16 protein-coding genes are annotated in these 18667 nt (G+C 57.5%); 13 read left to right on the top strand and 3 right to left on the bottom strand.

The window, feature by feature from the left end:
- Positions 1–210: 210 nt before the first annotated feature.
- Positions 211–1977, bottom strand: coding sequence for an ATP-binding protein (locus T518_RS02670; RefSeq protein WP_036374781.1), 1767 nt, complete (start codon positions 1975–1977; stop codon positions 211–213).
- Positions 1978–2279: 302 nt separating this feature from the next.
- Between T518_RS02670 and T518_RS02665 the strand changes: the two genes are divergently transcribed.
- From T518_RS02665 to T518_RS12185, 5 genes are all read left to right on the top strand, one after another.
- On the top strand, positions 2280–4208 hold the full coding sequence (locus T518_RS02665) for an OPT family oligopeptide transporter (RefSeq protein ID WP_036374779.1): 1929 nt from the start codon (positions 2280–2282) through the stop codon (positions 4206–4208).
- 150 nt (positions 4209–4358) lie between these two features.
- Complete coding sequence (gene rarD, locus T518_RS02660; protein WP_036374776.1) at positions 4359–5246, top strand: EamA family transporter RarD; 888 nt, start codon at positions 4359–4361, stop codon at positions 5244–5246.
- Positions 5247–5565: 319 nt separating this feature from the next.
- Positions 5566–6090, top strand: a complete 525-nt coding sequence (locus T518_RS02655) for a MazG nucleotide pyrophosphohydrolase domain-containing protein (RefSeq protein WP_036374773.1) — start codon at positions 5566–5568, stop codon at positions 6088–6090.
- A 115-nt stretch (positions 6091–6205) separates the two neighbouring features.
- The gene (locus T518_RS12190) at positions 6206–6712 is read left to right on the top strand and encodes a hypothetical protein (RefSeq protein WP_211248169.1); all 507 of its coding nucleotides are present in this window, start codon (positions 6206–6208) and stop codon (positions 6710–6712) included.
- The gene (locus T518_RS12185) at positions 6705–7133 is read left to right on the top strand and encodes an RNA-guided endonuclease TnpB family protein (RefSeq protein ID WP_211248168.1); all 429 of its coding nucleotides are present in this window, start codon (positions 6705–6707) and stop codon (positions 7131–7133) included. Before T518_RS12190 ends, T518_RS12185 begins: the two co-directional genes overlap by 8 nt.
- Positions 7134–7518: 385 nt before the next feature.
- Here the strand turns inward: T518_RS12185 and T518_RS02645 are convergent, their stop codons facing one another.
- On the bottom strand, positions 7519–8169 hold the full coding sequence (locus tag T518_RS02645; protein WP_036374770.1) for a class I SAM-dependent methyltransferase: 651 nt from the start codon (positions 8167–8169) through the stop codon (positions 7519–7521).
- Positions 8170–8358: 189 nt separating this feature from the next.
- On the opposite strand from T518_RS02645, the gene T518_RS02640 reads away from it, so the two are divergent.
- The 4 genes from T518_RS02640 to T518_RS02625 all read left to right on the top strand — a co-directional run bounded on the left by T518_RS02640 (position 8359) and on the right by T518_RS02625 (position 12679).
- Positions 8359–9336 carry a Gfo/Idh/MocA family protein gene (locus tag T518_RS02640; RefSeq protein WP_036374766.1) on the top strand — a complete coding sequence of 326 codons (978 nt, stop codon included), beginning with the start codon at positions 8359–8361 and terminating at the stop codon, positions 9334–9336.
- 172 nt (positions 9337–9508) lie between these two features.
- A complete protein-coding gene (gene ahpC, locus T518_RS02635; protein WP_036374764.1) occupies positions 9509–10072 on the top strand; it encodes an alkyl hydroperoxide reductase subunit C in 564 nt (187 codons plus the stop codon).
- Positions 10072–11721, top strand: a complete 1650-nt coding sequence (locus tag T518_RS02630; protein ID WP_036374762.1) for an FAD-dependent oxidoreductase — start codon at positions 10072–10074, stop codon at positions 11719–11721. Before ahpC ends, T518_RS02630 begins: the two co-directional genes overlap by 1 nt.
- Positions 11722–11830: 109 nt before the next feature.
- Positions 11831–12679, top strand: coding sequence for an MFS transporter (locus T518_RS02625; RefSeq protein ID WP_248617140.1), 849 nt, complete (start codon positions 11831–11833; stop codon positions 12677–12679).
- Between the two features lie 253 nt (positions 12680–12932).
- On the opposite strand, the gene T518_RS02620 is transcribed toward T518_RS02625, so the two are convergent.
- Positions 12933–14294, bottom strand: a complete 1362-nt coding sequence (locus T518_RS02620) for an IS701 family transposase (protein WP_036374759.1) — start codon at positions 14292–14294, stop codon at positions 12933–12935.
- A 117-nt stretch (positions 14295–14411) separates the two neighbouring features.
- Here T518_RS02620 and T518_RS02615 point away from each other — a divergent pair, with 117 nt between their 5' ends.
- The 4 genes from T518_RS02615 (at position 14412) to pflB (ending at position 18631) form a co-directional block, all read left to right on the top strand.
- Positions 14412–14615 (top strand): hypothetical protein, encoded by a 204-nt coding sequence (locus tag T518_RS02615; RefSeq protein ID WP_036374757.1) that lies wholly within the window; start codon positions 14412–14414, stop codon positions 14613–14615.
- A 142-nt stretch (positions 14616–14757) separates the two neighbouring features.
- The gene (locus T518_RS02610) at positions 14758–15282 is read left to right on the top strand and encodes an NUDIX hydrolase (RefSeq protein ID WP_036374754.1); all 525 of its coding nucleotides are present in this window, start codon (positions 14758–14760) and stop codon (positions 15280–15282) included.
- 182 nt (positions 15283–15464) lie between these two features.
- Complete coding sequence (gene pflA, locus T518_RS02605) at positions 15465–16196, top strand: pyruvate formate-lyase-activating protein (RefSeq protein WP_036374751.1); 732 nt, start codon at positions 15465–15467, stop codon at positions 16194–16196.
- Positions 16197–16360: 164 nt separating this feature from the next.
- Positions 16361–18631 (top strand): formate C-acetyltransferase, encoded by a 2271-nt coding sequence (gene pflB, locus T518_RS02600; RefSeq protein ID WP_036375065.1) that lies wholly within the window; start codon positions 16361–16363, stop codon positions 18629–18631.
- Positions 18632–18667: the final 36 nt, after the last annotated feature.

Here is an 18667-nt window from a genome sequence, read left to right as displayed (position 1 = left end):
GGGCGGTCACTGCGCTCCTGCAGGCGACAGATATCCCCTCGCCCTGAGGTACGTTATCGCAAAGTGTTCTCCGGTCTTAGTGGGACGCGCGGCGACTGGCCCTTTGGGCGGTCGCCTTGCTTTTGCAACCGAGCAGCGTTATACGTTTCTAGTGAGAATGGAAAAGGCTTCCATCGTAGGTGATTCGATGGAAGCCTTTTTGTGTGCCTGTTAGGATTTTGTCGTGAGGGGGAAGGTCAGGGTGAAGGTGGTGCCTTGGCCAATCTGGCTCTTGACGTCGATGGTGCCGCCAAATAGTTCGACGAGGAATTTGACGAGGGAGAGGCCGATGCCGTTGCCGCCGGATTTGCGGGCTCGGGCTTTGTCGACGCGGTAGAAGCGGTCAAAGATGCGGGGGAGGTCGGCGGGGCCGATGCCGATGCCGTTGTCGGCGACGGTGAGCTCGAGATGGTCGGCGACCTGCCGACTCTTCAGGTGGATGGTGCCGCCCTCTGGGGTGTACTTGATGGCGTTCTCAGTCAGGTTGTAGAGGATCTGCCCGAAGAGCTCGGGGGCGGCGAGGACGTAGAGGGGGATGGGGGCGGGCTCTTCGATGAGGGTCTGCCCCTTGCTCTTTGCCTTGGCCTGCAGCTGCTCAGCGGTCTGGTGCAGGATGGTGTTGACCTCGACGGGGATGCGCTTGATCTTGGTCTTGCCGTGGGTGCTGTCGAGGCGGGCGAGCTCGAGTAGGCCTTTCATCAGACTGTTCATGCGCTGGGCCTCGCGGTAGATGATGCCGATGAAGTGGCGGCTGGCCTCGGGGTCTTTGAAATCGTCGTCTAAAAGGGTCTCGGCGAAGCCGGAGATGGAGGTCAGCGGGGTGGCGAGCTCGTGGGCGGCGTTGCTGACGAACTCGGATTGGCGCTGGTGGATTTCCCTCAGCAGAGAGATGTCGTGGAAGACGGCGAGCACGAGTTCGTCGGGGCCGTCGTAGAAGGGCGCGAGGAAGACCTGGTATGTCTTGCTGCGGATGGTCAGCGTGATGGTCTGCGCTTTGCCCTGGCGGCAGACTTCCTGCGCGGTCTCGGAGAGCTCTGCGCTGCCGATGACGTGGATGCTGTGGCGGTGCAGGGCATTTCCCTGCAGCTGGAAGTCCTCTTCAGCCTGCCGGTTCGTGTCGACGATGAGGCCGCGTTCGTCGATGAGCATGATGGCGTTGTCGGTGTGGTTGAGGATCAGGCTCATCTTCTCGGCCTCGGCCTGTGACTCCTGTATCTTGGCGGAGAGGTTGCGCGTCAGCTGGTTGATGGTCTGCACGAGTGTGTCGAACTCATCGCCGCTCTGCCACTGCAGGCGCTTGTGGAGGTTGCCGCTGGCGATCTCCATGGCGTCGAGGCTCAGGCAGCGGATGGGCTGGACCTGCCGGTGCGCGAGCCAGATGGCGATGATGAGCGCGGCGAGCAGCGCGAAGAAGAGGGCGGAGAGGATGACGCGCAGGCCCGTGTGGTACGACTGTTCCATCGAGACGAGTGAGGAGGAGGTGCGGATGATGCCGATGAGCTGGCCGCCCCGGTAGACCGGGACCGCGACGTACATGAGGTTCTCTTTCAGTGTCTCGCTCTGCCGGATGGCGAACCCATAGGGCTCCGTCATGGCCTGCTGGACTTCCTCGCGGTCGAGGTGGTTGTTCATGGCCTGGTTTGGGTCGGCCGTGTCGCTGAGGACGGCGCCATCGGCGTCGATGACGGTCACGCGCAGGTCGGTCTTCTCGTGGAGCTCCTGCAGCGTCGTGTGGAGCCCAGATACGTCCCTGCTGTAGAGCTGGTCCTCCAGTGATGTCTCGATGATCTTTGCGTTGAGGATCAGGGCGTTCTTCTCCTGCTGCATCGTGTAGTCGCGGAAGTAGTTGAGCAGCAGGATGCCGAGCAGTGAGAGGGAGACGAGCACGATGAGTAAAAATGAAGTGACGAGGCGCCTTGTAATCTTGGAATGGAACATAGGTACATCTTCTTTCTATTTTCTGTCCACTTATTTTGCGTTCTTTTTGATTTTTTATTCGACAGGGGCGTGCGTTTTCCTGCTATGTCTCGTTTTGAGATCGATATTGTCCATTTGTAAGAGACAATATCTGTACACATAAAAAAGACAGTTGCAACTATTTTACCGGTGATATAGGCTGTATCACCTTGTATACATGCGAATCCGGCGTTTTACATTCTTGACAGACATCCCGCCCTGACGTAAACTGTAGTAGTGCTGTTATCCATGACGAGTGGACAGTGCTGATTAGGGGGATTTGTATGTCAGATGAAAACAAGACGCGGCGTCCGTATGCACCACGGATGTCGCCCCATCAGACGTACGAGGAAATCAACTCGTACGTCGTGTTCTGGGGATTATTTTTCTCGGTGCTCTTTGCTCTGGCGGTCGGCTATCTCTGCCTGAAGATCGGGCAGACGGTCGATGCCTTTGCACCGGTGTCGGTGCTGGCCATGGGCATGGCGGTACTCTTTCACCGCAGGAACGCCTTCCCGGAGACGGTCCACATCCAGGCCATCGCGAGTGCCGGTACGAATATCATCGGCGGCGCGATGTTCATCCTGCCGGCGCTCTACATCCTGAACATCGAAGATGTCTCGTTCCTCGAGATGGCCATCCCGATCGTGCTCGGCGGTGTGCTCGGCGTCTTTTTGGCGACGGTCTTCCGCCGCTACTTCTGCGAGGAGATGGACGGTGTCTACCCGTTCCCGTCGGGCAGTGCGGCGGCGGAGGTGCTCGAGTCGGATGAGGGTTCGAAGGCGCACATCATGCTCGTGAGCGGTGCGGTCGCGCTCGTCTATGACTTCGTGCTCAACTCACTCGGCTGGTGGCAGGAACTCCTGACGACGACGACGTTCCACTGGGGCCAGGTGCTCGCGGACAAGTACAAGCTCGTCTTCAGCCTCGACAACGACGCGGCGCTGCTCGGTATCGGCTACTTCACGGGCCTGCGCTATGCGGCCATCATCGCGGCTGGCTCGTTCTTCTCGTGGCTCGTCTGCATCCCGGTCGCCTATTATCTCGGCGGCGACCACACGATGGTCGTCGGCGGTGAGACGATGCTGCTCGCCAATGCACCGGTCGACGCGGTCTTCTCGCAGTACGTCCGCCACATCGGCATCGGCATGCTCGCGATGTCGGGCATCATCGGACTGCTCTCGATGTCGGGCGTCGTCGTCCGCGTCGTCAAGCGCGCTGTCGCAGACCTCTTCTCGAAGGGCGCTTCTTCCTCGGGCATGCTGCTGCGCACGCAGCAGGATCTGCCGATGACGCAGATCGTCTTCGGCAGCCTGCTCATGACCATCCTGTTTGCCGTCTTCTTCCATGTGATGTGCGCCGAGAGCCTGACGCAGACCGCCATCGCGTTTGTGCTCGTCATGCTCTTTGCGCTGATGCTCTCGGTTGTCGGCATCAGCTCGATTGCCTTCACGGGCAATGAGCCGGTCTCCGGCATGACGATCTTCATGATCATCGTCTCGGCTGTCGTCATGGGCGGCGCGGGCATGGCGGGCAAGACGGGCATCATCGCAATCCTCATGATGGCGGCCTTCCTCTGCGCGACGCTCGCCGTCTCGGGCAACTTCATGTCGGAGCTCAAGGTCGCCTACATCACGGGCGCGACGCCGAAGAAGATGCAGCAGTGGCAGCTCGTCTCCATCGTGCTCGCGGGCGTTGTCTCGGTCGGCGTCGTCTTCCTCATGCACCACGCCTACGGCTTCACGGGCGAGGGGGCGCTGGCGGCGCCGCAGGCCAATGCGATGGCAGCCATCGTCAAGCCGATGATGGACGGCGGCGACGCGCCGTGGCCGCTCTACATGGCAGGCGCATTCTTCGCGGTCCTGCTCTGGATGATGAAGATTCCGCCGCTCGCCTTTGCGCTCGGCTCGTACCTGCCGATGGGCATCAATACGCCGGTCCTCGTCGGCGGCCTGATCTCGTACTTTGTCTCGCACAGCAGCGATGACGCAAAGGTCAACGCCAAGCGCCTCAGCGAGGGCAACACGGTCGCCTCGGGCTTCGTCGCGGGCGGCGCCATCGGCAGCCTCATCAGCGCGGTCCTGCACATCGCGGGCATCGACTGGTTTGCCAAGGCCTGGGCCGCTTCGCCTGCCGCGACGTTTGCGGGTATCGTCGCTTACTTCGTGCTCTGCATCTTCCTCTACGCGATGGCCAAGCGCGCAGTCAAGTGATCCCGTCGCCTCCATATCGAAATCCATCGAAATAGCAGTAGAAAGTCAGCCCGGTGCGGTTCTCCGCGCCGCGGGCTGACTTTTGTGCTATACTGATAGGTATGTGTTTTGGATTATCGACTACTGAACAGTCCGAATGGAGGAATACATATGGATCACGCGCGCCGCACGGGTATGATAGCGGCTCTGTCAACGTATATCATATGGGGTATCTTGCCGCTCTACTGGAACCTGCTCGCGCGGGCGGGGGCCAACGAGATCTTGGCGCACCGCATTGTCTGGTCGTTCTTCTTCATGGTCATCGTGCTCGTCGTGACGAGGCGCTGGCAGAGTTTTAAAGAGGACTGCCGCGCGCTCTGGCAGGACAAGAAGCGCAGCCTGATCCTCCTGCTGGCGGCTTTCATCATCAGCCTGAACTGGCTGACGTATATCTGGGCAGTCAATCACGACCATGTCATCGATACGAGCATCGGCTACTACATCAATCCGCTCATGAGCGTGCTGTTCGGCATCGTGTTCTTTCGCGAGCGCATCTCGGGGCTCAAGAAGATCAGTCTCCTGCTTGCGGCCATCGGCATCGTGCTCATGACGTACCAGCTCGGCAAACTGCCCTGGGTGGCTGTCGTGCTGGCCGTGTCGTTCTCGATCTACGGTGCGCTCAAGAAAGAGCTGCACCTCAACCCATTCTCGAGCATCACGCTCGAGACGCTGCTGATGATGCCGTTTGCCGTGCCGTACATCGGCATGCTCATGGCGTCTCCTGAGAGCCACTTCACGCTGGCGACGCCGAATCTCGCACTGCTCCTGATGGGAACCGGTGTCGTGACGGCTGTGCCGCTCGTGCTGTTCTCGTACGGGGCCAATCTCCTGCCGCTCAATGTGCTCGGTTTCTTCCAGTACATCAGTCCGACGATTGGATTGCTGCTCGGAATTTTCTTCTTCCACGAGTCGTTCGGGATGGCGCAGATCAGCGCGCTCGGTTTCGTCTGGGCGGCAATCGTGCTGTTTACGGTGGCGGAGAGTTTGCGGGGGAGATGAGTCTGGCAAAGCGAGGCGGTCAGGAGTCAGCCTGTCTAACGCTGCGCGCAGCGGGCTGAAGCTTCGCTTATAGCCTGACCTTGGGCTCGTGTGCTAGAAGGAGCTTTCGTGTTGCTGTAAATCGAGGCGGACAGAAAGTCCCCATGCCTAACGCTACGCGCAGCAGGCTGAAGCTTCGCTTATAGGCATGGGGACTTCCTGTCCTTGGGCTTGTGTATTGGAAGATGCTTTTGAATGGCAAAATGAGACGGTGAGATGTGAGCCTTGCCTCGGTACGTTTTCGTGTCGTTAAAAAGGTAAAATGAAAGGAAAGACTTTTATGGATGAGGAAAAGAATCGATTGGCGTCGGTCGGGCGGCTTTGTGATATTGTGGCGCGGCTCAGGGGGCCGGGGGGATGTCCTTGGGATGGGGCGCAGACGCATGAGAGCCTGAAGCCTGCCTGCATCGAGGAGGCGGCGGAAGTGCTCGGCGGGATCGATATCCTGCGGGAGACGGGCCGGGCGGAGAATCTCAAGGAAGAGCTCGGCGACCTTCTGTTGCAGGTGGTCTTCCATGCGCAGCTGGCGCAGGAGGAAGGCCTTTTCTCGCTGGAGGATGTCGCGCAGGCCGCGGCGGACAAGATGGTGCGCCGCCATCCGCATGTCTTCCACGAGCCGATGCTCGACGATGCGGGCAAGCCGCTGACGGGCTGGAAGGAGATCAAGGCGCAGGAGAAGAAGGGGCGCGAGTGGGAGGAGGACTACCTGCCGCACGCGTTTGAGGAGGCCGCTGCTCTGATTGAGCAGGCGAAGAAGAGGAAGGGGATTTCATCATATCGTGGGCAGGAGACCCCGACCTCTTAGGTTGGTGAAGAATGCCCGCTTCCTCCCTTCAATAATAAATAATAGACTTTCAGCAAAAATATGATATAATAATTTTCGATGAAGTAATATAGATTTTAGAAAGGCAGGTGAAAAAATGTCTAACCTAACTAAAACGATAAAACTTCGTATACATGTTACTCCCGAACAAGAGACTCTGTTCCGTCAGATGACTGAACAATACCGTCAGGCTTGTAACTTCGTGTCGCAGTACATCTTCGACAACCGATTTAACATGGTCTACCAAAGTCTCAACAGAGAACTGTACAGTGACCTGCGCAGCCAGTTCGGTCTGAAATCGCAGCTGGCCCAGTCTTCTATCAAGACGACGATTGCCAGATATAAGACGGTAAAACAACAGCTCTTCCAAAATCCCTACAGATATAAGGATGAGAATGGCAACTGGCAACGCATCGCCAAGACATTGGAATGGCTTTGGAAGCCGATATTCTTTACTCGTCCGCAAGCTGATTTGGTTCGTAACCGAGATTACAGTTTCGTTGATGATGGTCAAATCCTATCGATCAACACACTCGGAAAAAGAACCAAATGCACTTTTGAGGGCGAACATTTTGCTGGGACGAGAGAACCGTTGGATGTCTGATGTAAACCATCAGATTTCTAAGACACTCGTTGAAAAATACGGCAAAGATACGCTGTTTGTGCTTGAAGATCTGACCGGTGTTAGCTTCGAAGCGTCCAATCTTTCCAAAACTGCGAAACAAAATTACGACCTGCGCAGCTGGGCGTTCTATCAGTTGGAGCAATTCCTGACCTATAAGGCTCATGAAAATCGTTCCGAAGTTCTGAAGGTATCTGCTAAGTATACCTCTCAACGTTGTCCCAAATGCGGCACTATCCACAAAGAAAATCGTGACCATCACAAACACTTATATCGTTGCCAGTGTGGTTACAGATCTAATGATGACCGTATCGGAGCTATGAATATTCAGCTCCTCGGAACTATGTGGATTTCCGGAGATAACCATCCTCGTTACGAAAGGATAACAACTGCTTCGGAGTAAACTCCTTAGCAAAGCGGGTGTTGTCAGCCACCCGATGATGTAGGCGGATTTAGGAAGACATCTTTTCGATTTCGTTAGTACCTATGCAGTTCCGACTTACAAGCTCCCACCTCAAACGCCGAAGGCGTTAGGTGGGGGTAGTTGACCATGATACGCGATATTGTACGCGATGTGTTTTTCCTCGCGTAGCCGTCGGCTTTAGCGGAGCGCAGGGATGTGGCGATGAGGCAGGCATTACTTTTTGGTCGTGCAGGACAGCAGGGAATGGCCGGGCAACGTTGCGCCCAGCCATTCCCTGCTGTCTCCATCATTCTGGCAGGATTATGCTGCTTTCTGTTGACATCGGTGCTGGCGCCTCTTCTATCATTTGCATGGAAAAGGCGCTTTACTTTGTTCCCTCGATGCAGATCCATCCATGCTCTTCTTCGATGTGGACGGCGACGGAGCGGAAGCCTGCGGCGCGGAAGATGGCCTTGAAGGTCTCTGGCGTCGGATTGTAGAGGTGATAGTTCTTGATGTTCTCCTGGACTTCGGCGCTGAGGCCCGGATGGTCGTAGATCTCGGAGATGAGCAGGAAGGTGCCGCCCTTCTTGAGGACGCGGCGGACTTCCTTGAGGTTTTCGGGCGGATCGGGCCAGAAGTAGAAGCTCTCGACCGTCGTGATCTTGTCGAACGCATCGTCAGCAAACGGCAGTGCTTCGACCGAGCCCTCGCAGACCGTCATCTTGCCGGCGGCGATGTCGTCAGCATTCGTCTGGCGTGATGTCTCGACCGACGTCCTGGCGTAGTCGACGCCCGTCAGATGGCCGCTCTCGATGTGGCCGCTCATGCGGTGCAGGTTGGCCCCGCCGCCGCAGCCGATGTCGAGGACATCTTCGTTGCCCTGCCAGTGGAAGAAGGAGAGGCCCCAGGCCGTGAGCTCGGCGTGGCTCTCGTTCATGCGTGCGAGCATCTTTTCGCCGGCTTCCCCTGTCGGCTTTGCTGGATTGCCCGCCGTCGTGATCTTTTTCTGCTGCATCATCTCATCCTTTGTCATGTCTGTTCATCCTTTCGACCGGTATCATCGGAGTTCGTTTCAATTTGTTTGTTCTCTTTATTGTAGCGGATAGTGGGCACAAAGGCAAATCCGTGCAGCATCTTGCTTTTGGCGCGCATCCCTGCTATCCTACAAGTGAATCTGCTGAATCTGCAGTATTGTTTTGTCAAGAAAGAGTGGAGGGGTATCATGGCAGTACAGTACAGATGGGCTACGCTCGGCTGCGGCGTCATCGGTCATCAGCTCGCTGAGGCGATGCAGAGGCTCGGCGGCAATCTCTACGCCGTCGGCAACCGCACGCACGCGAAGGCCGTTCAGTTTGCCGAGCAGTACGGCATCGGCAAGGTTTACGACAAGATCGAAGACATGTTCCAGGATCCGGACGTCGACATCATCTACATCTCGACGCCGCACAACACGCATATCAAGTACCTGCGCCAGGCACTCGCTGCCGGCAAGCACGTGCTCTGCGAGAAGTCCATCACGCTCAACTACTACGAGCTCGAAGAGGCGGTCAAGCTCGCGATGGAGCATCACCTCGTGCTCGCTGAGGCTCAGACCATCTACCACATGCCGATCTACCGCGTGTTGCGCGAGCGCATCGACCGCGGCGACTTTGGCCCGCTGCGCCTCATGACGCTGAATTTCGGCAGTTACAAGCCGTATGACATGAAAAACCGCTTCTTCAACCGCAGCCTCGCGGGCGGCGCCATGCTCGACATCGGCGTCTATGCGCTGTCCTTCGCGCGCTGGTTCATGAGCTCCTGCCCGCAGGAAATCGCCACCCAGGTTCTCTATGCGCCGACCGGTGTCGACGAGCAGGCCAGCATGCTCTTGAAGAACGAGCAGGGGGAGATGGCGACCGTCATGCTGTCGCTGCACGCCAAGCAGCCGAAGCGCGGCATGCTCTCCTTCGACAAGGCGTATGTCGAGCTCATGGAGTACCCGCGCGGCGACAAGGCGGTGATCACCTGGACGGAGGACGGCCGCAAGGAGGAGATCGTCGCAGGGGAGACAGCCAATGCGCTCTGCTACGAGATCGAGGATATGGAGCGCACCGTCGCGGGGCAGCGGGATTTCATGCATCTCGACTACACCGTCGACGTCATGGCCCTGATGACGAAAGCCCGCCAGGACTGGGGCATGCGTTATCCGGAAGAGGAATGACAAACGGTCGAGTGTGAGCAGCCATATGGAGCAAGCATATTTTCAAAAATATGCTTGCTTTTTTTGTGGTCACATGGTATGATATCCCTGTAAACGATATTAATTATCATTAGTTAAAGCTAAAAACAGTAAATTAATGGCCCGTTACGGGCATCAAAAGGAGGAGTATCTTATGTCATTGATCAACAAAGAAGTCAGCGAGTTCTCGGTGAAAGCGTACCAGAATCATGAATTCCGCACCATTACGAAGGACAATCTTCTTGGCCAGTGGAGTGTATTCTTCTTCTATCCTGCCGATTTTACGTTCGTCTGTCCGACGGAGCTTGAGGATCTGGAGAATCACTACGATGCCTTCCAGAAACTCGGCTGTGAGATCTATTCCGTCTCGTGCGACACGGAGTTCGTCCACAAGGCATGGCACGATCATTCGGAGCGCATCGCCAAGATCACGTATCCGATGGTAGCCGATCCGACGCACGCCCTGGCGCGCGACTTCGAGGTGCTCATCGAGTCGGCCGGTCTTGCAGAGCGCGGAACCTTCATCATCAATCCGGAGGGGAAGATTGTCGCTTATGAGGTCAATGCGGGCAATGTCGGCCGCAATGCCGATGAGCTGCTGCGCAAGGTGCAGGCATGCCAGTTCGTTCACGAGCATGGGGATGAGGTCTGCCCGGCAAAATGGCAGCCGGGTGCAGAGACGCTGAAGCCGAGCCTTGACCTCGTGGGAGCGCTCTGATGGCGGAAGCATCCGTCAAAGCTCCTGCACGGGAGCTTTACGACGTCATCGTGATTGGCGGCGGTCCGGCAGGCCTTACGGCAGCCATCTATCTGGCGCGGGCCTGCTACCGCGTCCTGGTGATTGAAAAGGAACACTTCGGTGGCCAGATCACCATCACCGACCGCGTCGTCAACTATCCGGGCATTGCTTCCATCAGCGGAGCGGCCCTGACGGAGAACATGCGCCAGCAAGCCGAAGCTTTTGGCGCAGAATTCAAGCTGGCCGAGGTCACTGCTCTCGACATGAGCGGCGAGATCAAGACCGTGCACACCACACAGGGCCTGCTCTCCTGCTTCGGCGTCCTGCTCGCTGCCGGAGCGCGCCCGCGCTCTGCAGGTTTTGCCGGGGAGGAAACCTTCCGCGGCCGCGGTGTCGCCTACTGTGCGACGTGTGACGGCGAATTCTTTCGCGGCAAACAGGTCTTTGTCATCGGCGGCGGCTATGCGGCGGCTGAGGAGAGCGTGTTCCTGACGAAGTACGCGTCACATGTCACCTGCCTGGTGCGCGGCGATGATTTCAGTTGTGCCAAGGCTACGGCCGATGAAGCGCGCAATCATCCGGACATCACCGTGCGGACGCACACCGTCGTGGAGTCTGTCGAGGGAGATGGCCTGCTGCGCCGTCTGACCTGCCGGGATACTGAGACAGGGGAGGTCAAGACGTATGATGCGGGGAAGGACACATTTGGCGTCTTCGTCTTTGCCGGCTATGAACCGGCGACCGAACTGGTCCGGGGCATTGCAGACCTCGATCCGAAGGGATATGTGATCACGGACGCGTCGATGAAGACATCTTGTGATGGCCTCTACGCGGCTGGCGACATCCGCATCAAGCCGCTGCGCCAGTGCATCACGGCGGCCGGCGACGGAGCGCTGGCTGCGACAGAGCTTGAGCGCTACGCACTGCAGATGCAGAAGAAGACGGGCATCCGCCCGCTGCGCCCTGCTGCTGCCGTGCCGGAGGAACCTGCGGCAGAAGCCGCTTCCAGCCAGATCTTCCAGCCGGAGATCGTCAAGCAGCTGCAGACGGTCTTTGCCCGCATGGACCGCAGCCTGGAACTGCGCCTTTACCTGGATGATTCGGCCAAGAGCGGCGAGCTCGCATCGTATGTGGACGAGCTCGCGCGCCTGACGGATAAGCTCCAGGTCGTGCGCGTGCCGGCGGAGGAGGCGGCTGCCGAAGGCGAGCGCCCCTGCGTCCGCGTCTTTTGCGGCGGCGAGCCTGCCGGCATCGCGTTTCACGGCGTGCCGGGCGGCCATGAATTCACTTCCTTTGTGCTGGGACTTTACAATGCAGCAGGGCCGGGACAGGCCCTGGACGAATCGCTGCGTCAGCGTCTGCTCGACTGGGATACGCCCTGTCATCTGCGCATCTTCGTCAGCCTGTCCTGCACGCTCTGCCCGGAGCTCGTCACAGCAGCCCAGCGCCTCGCGACCCTGAATCCCAGGATTACGACGGATGTCTACGACCTCAACCTCTATCCCGCGCTGCGCGAAGCGTATCAGGTCATGAGCGTGCCGTGTTTCCTCATCAATGAGGACGGCCCTCACTTCGGCAAGAAGACGGCTGCGCAGCTGCTCGACCTGATGGAAGCGAGCCGGGCCTGAGTCCATACCCATATCCATTCCCATTCCAGAACGAGAGGCTTTCTGTCTGCCGGCTGTGCCGGAGGCAGAGAGCCTTTTTCATGTCTGTGCACATTTCGCGCTTCTTCGCGTGTTTTTATCCCTATTTTATCGCACTCATTCGCCATATCTCGCAAAATGTACGTTCTACTCCATCGGCGCGTATGTCGGCCCGACGTATTACGGCTGGAGCCTGGAGCGCACGGGGGACTGGAGCGTCGGCCTGACGCACATGGGTATCGCCACCGTCATCTTCGGCCTGCTGCTGATCTTCGGCTTCAAGAGAAAATACACGGATACCTCGACGGACATCAAGCGCATTCATCTGATTGAGGCAATCCGCACGGTCGGCTTCAACAAAGTCGTCTGGCTCGGCGTCCTGATCCAGATCCTCAACATCATCCCGTACTGGGGCTTTGCTTCGATGGGCCCGTATCTCTTCATGACGTATAAGGGATTCAGCCCGACAGAGGCCGGCTCCTTCTTCGGAGCCATCTACGGTATCGGCGGCCTCAGCGGCGTCGTGCTCGGCTTTTTCGCCGACCGCTTCGGCCGCAAGCCGACCATCATCTGCCTGTCCGGACTCAACGCACTCTGCGCGTTCCTGATCTTCCACGTCATCCCGCAGAGTTCCGCGGTGCTCTACATCGTCGGCGGCCTCATGGGCATCGGCCTCCACGCCATCTACGTGCTCGGCTACACGATTGCCCAGGATGGCGTCAGCACGAGCCAGATCGGTCTGGCCACCGGCATCGTCGGCGCTTCGAGTTACTTCCTCTCGTTCTTCTCAGGCCCGCTCATGGGCTTCCTGACCACGACGCTCGGCCACGTCGCCGCCCTCGACATCATCGTCGTCGCCTTCGAGGCCTGCCTCTTCATCGTTGCCCTGCTCATGAAAGAGACGCAGAACCGCCATCTCCACGAAGAACACGAAGCCTGATCCATACGGCATATCGAATCAAAAGAGACGCATTCCAGCGTCTCTTTTTCTATGCCAATCCGCAGCGTCCTGTGCAGTCTGCTAAGATGTATACTGTGAAAAAAGGAGTTATTCTTGTGCGGGGAAATCGCGTTGCTCATGCGAAATTTTTGACAAAAAAATGGAATAAAAGACTTTTTTCTGGGCCGGGATAGTGTTATAATAGGGAAAATTTCAATTATTTATTATACGATAAAGCAGCAGTTTACAGCTTTTAAGCCGCTTGCCCATCGCCCCAAGCCAAGGCTTGCAAGGCTTTGAGCAGAGCGCTTGAATTTATGCTACTTTGGGCTTTGGACACCAAAGTGGCGAAAAATGCTTCCTTGTGGATCTGCTGACTCAGCGCGTGCCGCAGCTCCTGCGGGCTCTTGTCCCGGTAGGCGCTCAGCTTCTCGTCCTCGTATGGCAGGATCTTCATGAGAGCGTGCCCGGCATTCGTCAGGTTTAGCAGGTGCTCAATCGCAGTCTTCGTGCGAACTTTGTAGCTGCCGAGCTCCCAGAACATCTTCTGCTCGTAGTAGTTCGTCTCAATGCCCCAGCGGAGTTTGTAGAGCTTAAGCGGGTAAATCGCCATATGCTTGGAGCTGGTGTTGCGGAGCGTCTTGTTCTCCTGCCAGGCAATGCTCATGTGCAGGGCCATCGGATCTACGGTGCTGAAAAAGAGACGGTACGAGCCGCTCTTGCTCAGCGTCACATAGGCATGAACGGTGCGGTCACCGAAGATGCGTGTCTTCACCAGACGGTGGGCGACAAAATAGTCGTCCATCCGACAAAGATAATTTTTGAGATCATCGGCAATCTCATCCAGCATCAGTCGCTTGCCGTACTTCGGCGGACGACCTCGGCGGCCTGCCGTCGGACCCGGCAGTTCGAACATCGCCGTATCATGACGTGCATTGCAGATCACGCTGAGATTCGGGTAGCGGAGTGCATGCGCGAGCAGCTCACGCTTGGCATACCAGCTGTCGAAGAGCAGGATGACCTGGCGCTTTTCAAGGATTGGCATGACTTCATCGAGAAGCTGGCAGGCAAGCGTCAGCTTCGAGGCTTCGCCGTTGCTCATGACGTAGCCAATCGGCACCGCGATATAACGGATCTGCTGCTTGCCTGCGTTCTCATGGAGGACCGGCACGCTCATCGTCAAGCTGACAAATGCATGGCCATTGAAATAGGACTTGCCATCGTGCTTGGCATGGTCGTACAGAATGCCCACACCGTCGAAGTGCTTGCCCCACTTGGCAATGGACGTGTCGTCCACGCTGAGCAGGATAGGCTCCTGCCGCAGTGCCTCTGGCACTATGGCAAGCGCCCGCAGCGCCAAGGCCTGGCGAATGGATGCATCCGTGACGAGGCCGTTGCCAAGGGCACGGTAATAGCTGTTGAGCGATGTGTCCGTCTGCTTCGACAGGAACTGCCGGAACAGGCAGCGCACCGACGAAGCCGACTCCAGAGCCAGCTGAGCAATGAGAAGCCACGCCAGCAAATGGCGCGTCGGTCTCGTTGCAGCGAGAAACAAGGAAGAAAAAATCGTCAAGAGTTTGTCAACTGTTGACTGACTGGTGTATAATTGAGACACCACGTAGCACCTCTCGTGTTTGGTTTGTGGTGAATCTATTATACACCAGCAGGGGCTACGTGATTTTATTATGTCTCAAAAGCTGTAAACTGCTGGATAAAGGACAGGTGTAAAAGAATGGCTAGAACGGTAAATTACGAAGCGAAGATCGAAACCATCGAGGCGAAGATCCAGAAGAAAAAAGACGAGATCAAAAAGCTCAAAGCTGAGCTCGAGGAGGTCAGAGCAAAGAAGGCTCAGGCCGATTACAAGGAACTCCTCGATTACATGAGCGAACACGACATCTCTGCCGACAAAGTGCTGGAAGTCATCAAAAACTGAATGCATGATAAAGGGAACAAGCTCTGTTGTAAAGAGCTTGTTTTTTTGCGCGCTCCGCGCGCGTTTTTTTCTGAGGCATAACTGGTAATACGATATTTCTGGTGGTATAATAATCATAATAAATCACAAGAGAGGTGCAGGCATGGAATACTGGGATATTTATGACAGGGAGAAGCACGTGACGGGGCGCAGGATGATCCGCAATGACTGGCACATGAAGCCGGGGGACTATCATCTGACGGTTCTGGCGCTGATCCGCGATCGGGCAGGGCGCATCCTCATCACGCAGCGCAAGGCGGATAAGGAATGGGCTCCGCTGAAATGGGAGATTCCCGGCGGCGTCCGGGCCGGGGAGCGTTCGGAGGAGGCGGTGCTCCGGGAGGTGGCCGAGGAAACAGGTCTTCACTTCACGATGGAGCAGGGCCGCTGCATCCACACGTACCGCAGCGACAGCCCGGCCGAGCAGAACAATTATTTCGTGGACATCTATGAATTCTGGGGCGATTTTACGCAGGCGGATGTCCGGATCCAGGACGATGAAGTCGAGGCGTTTCGCCTGGCCAGCCCGCAGGAGATCGGTGCGCTGGGGGAGCGCGGGGATTTCCTGCACTACCACCGGCTCGAGGGCTTGCTGGCTCGTCCGGGATCCTCGGGAGAAGAGGCATGACGCTCCGTGTGCCCGTTCCTGCCAGTGGGACTGCTGACTCATGGAGCGGGTGAGCGATTGAGCCCCGGCCAATCTGATTTTGGCATGTCTTTGATGTCAGTCAAGGAAATTTTCAGCAATACCTTGTATGATGACCTTGAGGATACAGATTCCTTGCTGGGTCTTTTTTGTGAGGAGATATCATGATTCAGGGACGCATTCATTCCATCGAAACGTTTGGCTCAGTGGATGGACCGGGGACGCGCTTCATCATCTTCCTGCAGGGCTGTGCGATGCGCTGCCTGTACTGCCATAACGTGGATACGTGGAACGGGCAGCGGGGCGGTGAACTGCGGACAGCAGATGAGCTGCTGGACCAGGCGGAGCGCTATCGGCCTTATTGGGGAGACGAGGGGGGCATCACAGTGAGCGGCGGCGAGCCCCTGCTGCAGATGGATTTCCTGCTGGATCTCTTCCGAAAGGCAAAGGCGCGCGGCATGCACACCTGCATCGATACGGCCGGGCAGCCCTTTACGCGCCGGGAGCCTTTTTTCGGCAAGTTCCAGGCGCTCATGGAGGTGACCGACCTCCTGCTCGTGGATATTAAGCACATCGATGCGGATGCGCACCAGAAACTCACTGGCTGTCCCAACGACAATATCCGGGACATGTTTAGCTATCTGTCCGCCATCCACAAGCCCATCTGGGTCCGTCAGGTGCTGGTGCCGGGATGGACGGATGCGCCCGATTCACTCCGGCGCACGCGGTCGTTCCTCGATACGCTGACGAATGTGGAGCGCATCGAGGTGCTGCCGTATCACAACATGGGCCTCTATAAATGGGACGAGCTCGGCATTCCCAATCAGCTCCGCGATGTGCAGCCGCCTTCGGAGGAGGACGTGCAGCAGGCGCGGGCCATCCTCGGTGCTGTCTGAAGTAGAAGTTCTGGAGAAAATGTGATGCTTGGCATGATTCTTTGATTGGAATCAAGGACGGGCCGCGCAAAAAACGGTATGATATAAATCAGCGAGAAACAAAAATATGCATAGACGCACACGTGCATAGAGGTCTGGAAGAAGGAGGAAATGCGATGAACGGCATGAATCGAGATGCTGCATGGAGAAGCTTCAAGGGTGTAAAGTGGACAGATGATGTCAATGTACGAGATTTCATCCAGAATAACTACACGCCTTATGACGGTGACGAGAACTTCCTCGTTGGCCCTACGGAGGCGACGGACAAGCTCTGGGGCAAAGTGCAGGAGCTGCAGAAGGAAGAGCGGAAACGGGGCGGTGTCCTGGACTGCGAGACGGAAGTCGTCTCGGGGATCACGGCGTACGGCCCGGGCTATATCGATGAATCGCTGAAGAATCTCGAGCAGGTCGTCGGCCTGCAGACGGACAAGCCCCTGAAGCGCGCGTTCATGCCATTCGGCGGCATCCGGATGGCGGAAGAAGCCGCCAAGACGTACGGCTACGAGGTCAATCCCAAATTCCACAAGATCTTTACGGAGTACCACAAGACCCACAACCAGGCGGTCTTCGATGCCTACACGCCGGAGATGCGCAGGGCGCGCCACAGCCATATCGTCACGGGCCTGCCGGATACGTACGGACGCGGCCGCATCGTCGGCGATTACCGCCGCGTGGCGCTCTACGGCATCGATTTCCTCATCGAGAAGAAGAGTGAGGACCTCGCAAACTGCGGCTGCGGTGTCATGACGGACGACATCATCCGCCAGCGCGAGGAGCTCGCCGAACAGATCCGGGCCTTGAAGCAGATGAAGGAGATGGCCAAGGCCTACGGCTACGACATCTCGAATCCGGCCAAGAATGCCAAAGAGGCCGTCCAGTGGCTCTACTTCGGCTACCTGGCAGCCATCAAGACGCAGAATGGCGCCGCCATGAGTGTCGGCCGCATCTCCACGTTCCTCGACATCTACATCAGCCGCGACCTCGCGGAGGGAACGCTGACAGAGACGCAGGCACAGGAGCTCATCGATCACCTGACGCTGAAATTCCGCATGGTGAAGTTTGCCCGCATCCCGTCGTACAACCAGCTGTTCTCCGGCGACCCGGTCTGGGCGACGCTTGAGATGGCCGGCGTCGGCATGGATGGCCGTCACATGGTCACGCGCACGGACTATCGCTTCCTGCACACGCTCGAGAACATGGGCCCGTCCCCGGAGCCGAATCTGACGGTGCTCTATTCGCCTGCCCTGCCCGCAGCCTTCAAGAAGTATGCCGCCCGCATCTCCATTGAGACATCCTCAATCCAGTACGAGAACGACGATGTCATGAAGCCGGTCTGGGGCGACGACTACAGCATCTGCTGCTGCGTTTCGGCCACGCAGACGGGCAAGGAGATGCAGTTCTTCGGAGCGCGCGCTAACCTTGCCAAATGCCTGCTCTACGCCATCAATGGCGGCAAGGACGAAAAATTCCTGACAAAGGACGGCAAACACATGCAGGTGGGGCCGGAGTACATGCCCATCACGTCAGACGTGCTTGACTACGATGAGGTTCTGCATCGCTTCGATCAGATGATGGACTGGCTGGCCGGACTCTACGTGAATATCCTGAACCTCATCCAGTACATGCACGACAAATACTACTATGAGGCAGCCGAGATGGCCCTGATCGACACGGACGTGCGCCGGACCTTCGCCACGGGCATTGCCGGGTTCTCCCATGTCGTCGATTCCCTCTGTGCGATCAAGTACGCCAAGGTCTCCACGATTCGCGACGAATCCGGCCTGGTCGTCGACTACAAGGTCGAAGGCGACTTCCCGAAATACGGCAACGACGATCCGCGCGCCGACGAGATTGCCGTCTGGCTCCTCAAGACCTTCATGACGAAACTGCGCAAGCATCACACGTACCGCAACTCTGAAGCCACGACGTCCATCCTGACCATCACGTCCAACGTCGTGTACGGCAGCGCCACGGGCGCACTGCCGGACGGACGCAAGGCCGGCGCGCCGTTCGCGCCGGGCGCAAATCCGTCGTACGGTGCGGAGCAGAACGGCCTGCTGGCCTCCCTGAACTCCGTTGCGAAGCTCCCGTACGAGTACGCACTCGACGGCATCTCGAACACGCAGACCATCGCGCCGGAAACGCTTGGCCATACCGAATCAGATCGCGTGGACACGCTCGTACGCGTGATGGACGGCTATTTCAAACAGGGCGCCCATCACCTGAACGTCAACGTCTTCGGCGTTGACAAGCTTATCGACTGCATGGAGCACCCCGAAAAGCCGGAATACGCGAACTTCACCATCCGCGTTTCGGGCTACGCCGTCAAGTTTATCGACCTAACCCGTCAGCAGCAGCTCGACGTCATCTCCCGCCGCGCCCATCAGAAGATGTGAGCGCGTCGAGAGACATCTCATATCCATAAAATTCCC

Origin of the sequence: Mitsuokella jalaludinii DSM 13811, from assembly GCF_000702905.1 — a bacterium.
GTDB classification, from domain to species: Bacteria; Bacillota; Negativicutes; order Selenomonadales; family Selenomonadaceae; genus Mitsuokella; species Mitsuokella jalaludinii.
This window is presented reverse-complemented; position numbering and strand designations above follow the sequence as displayed.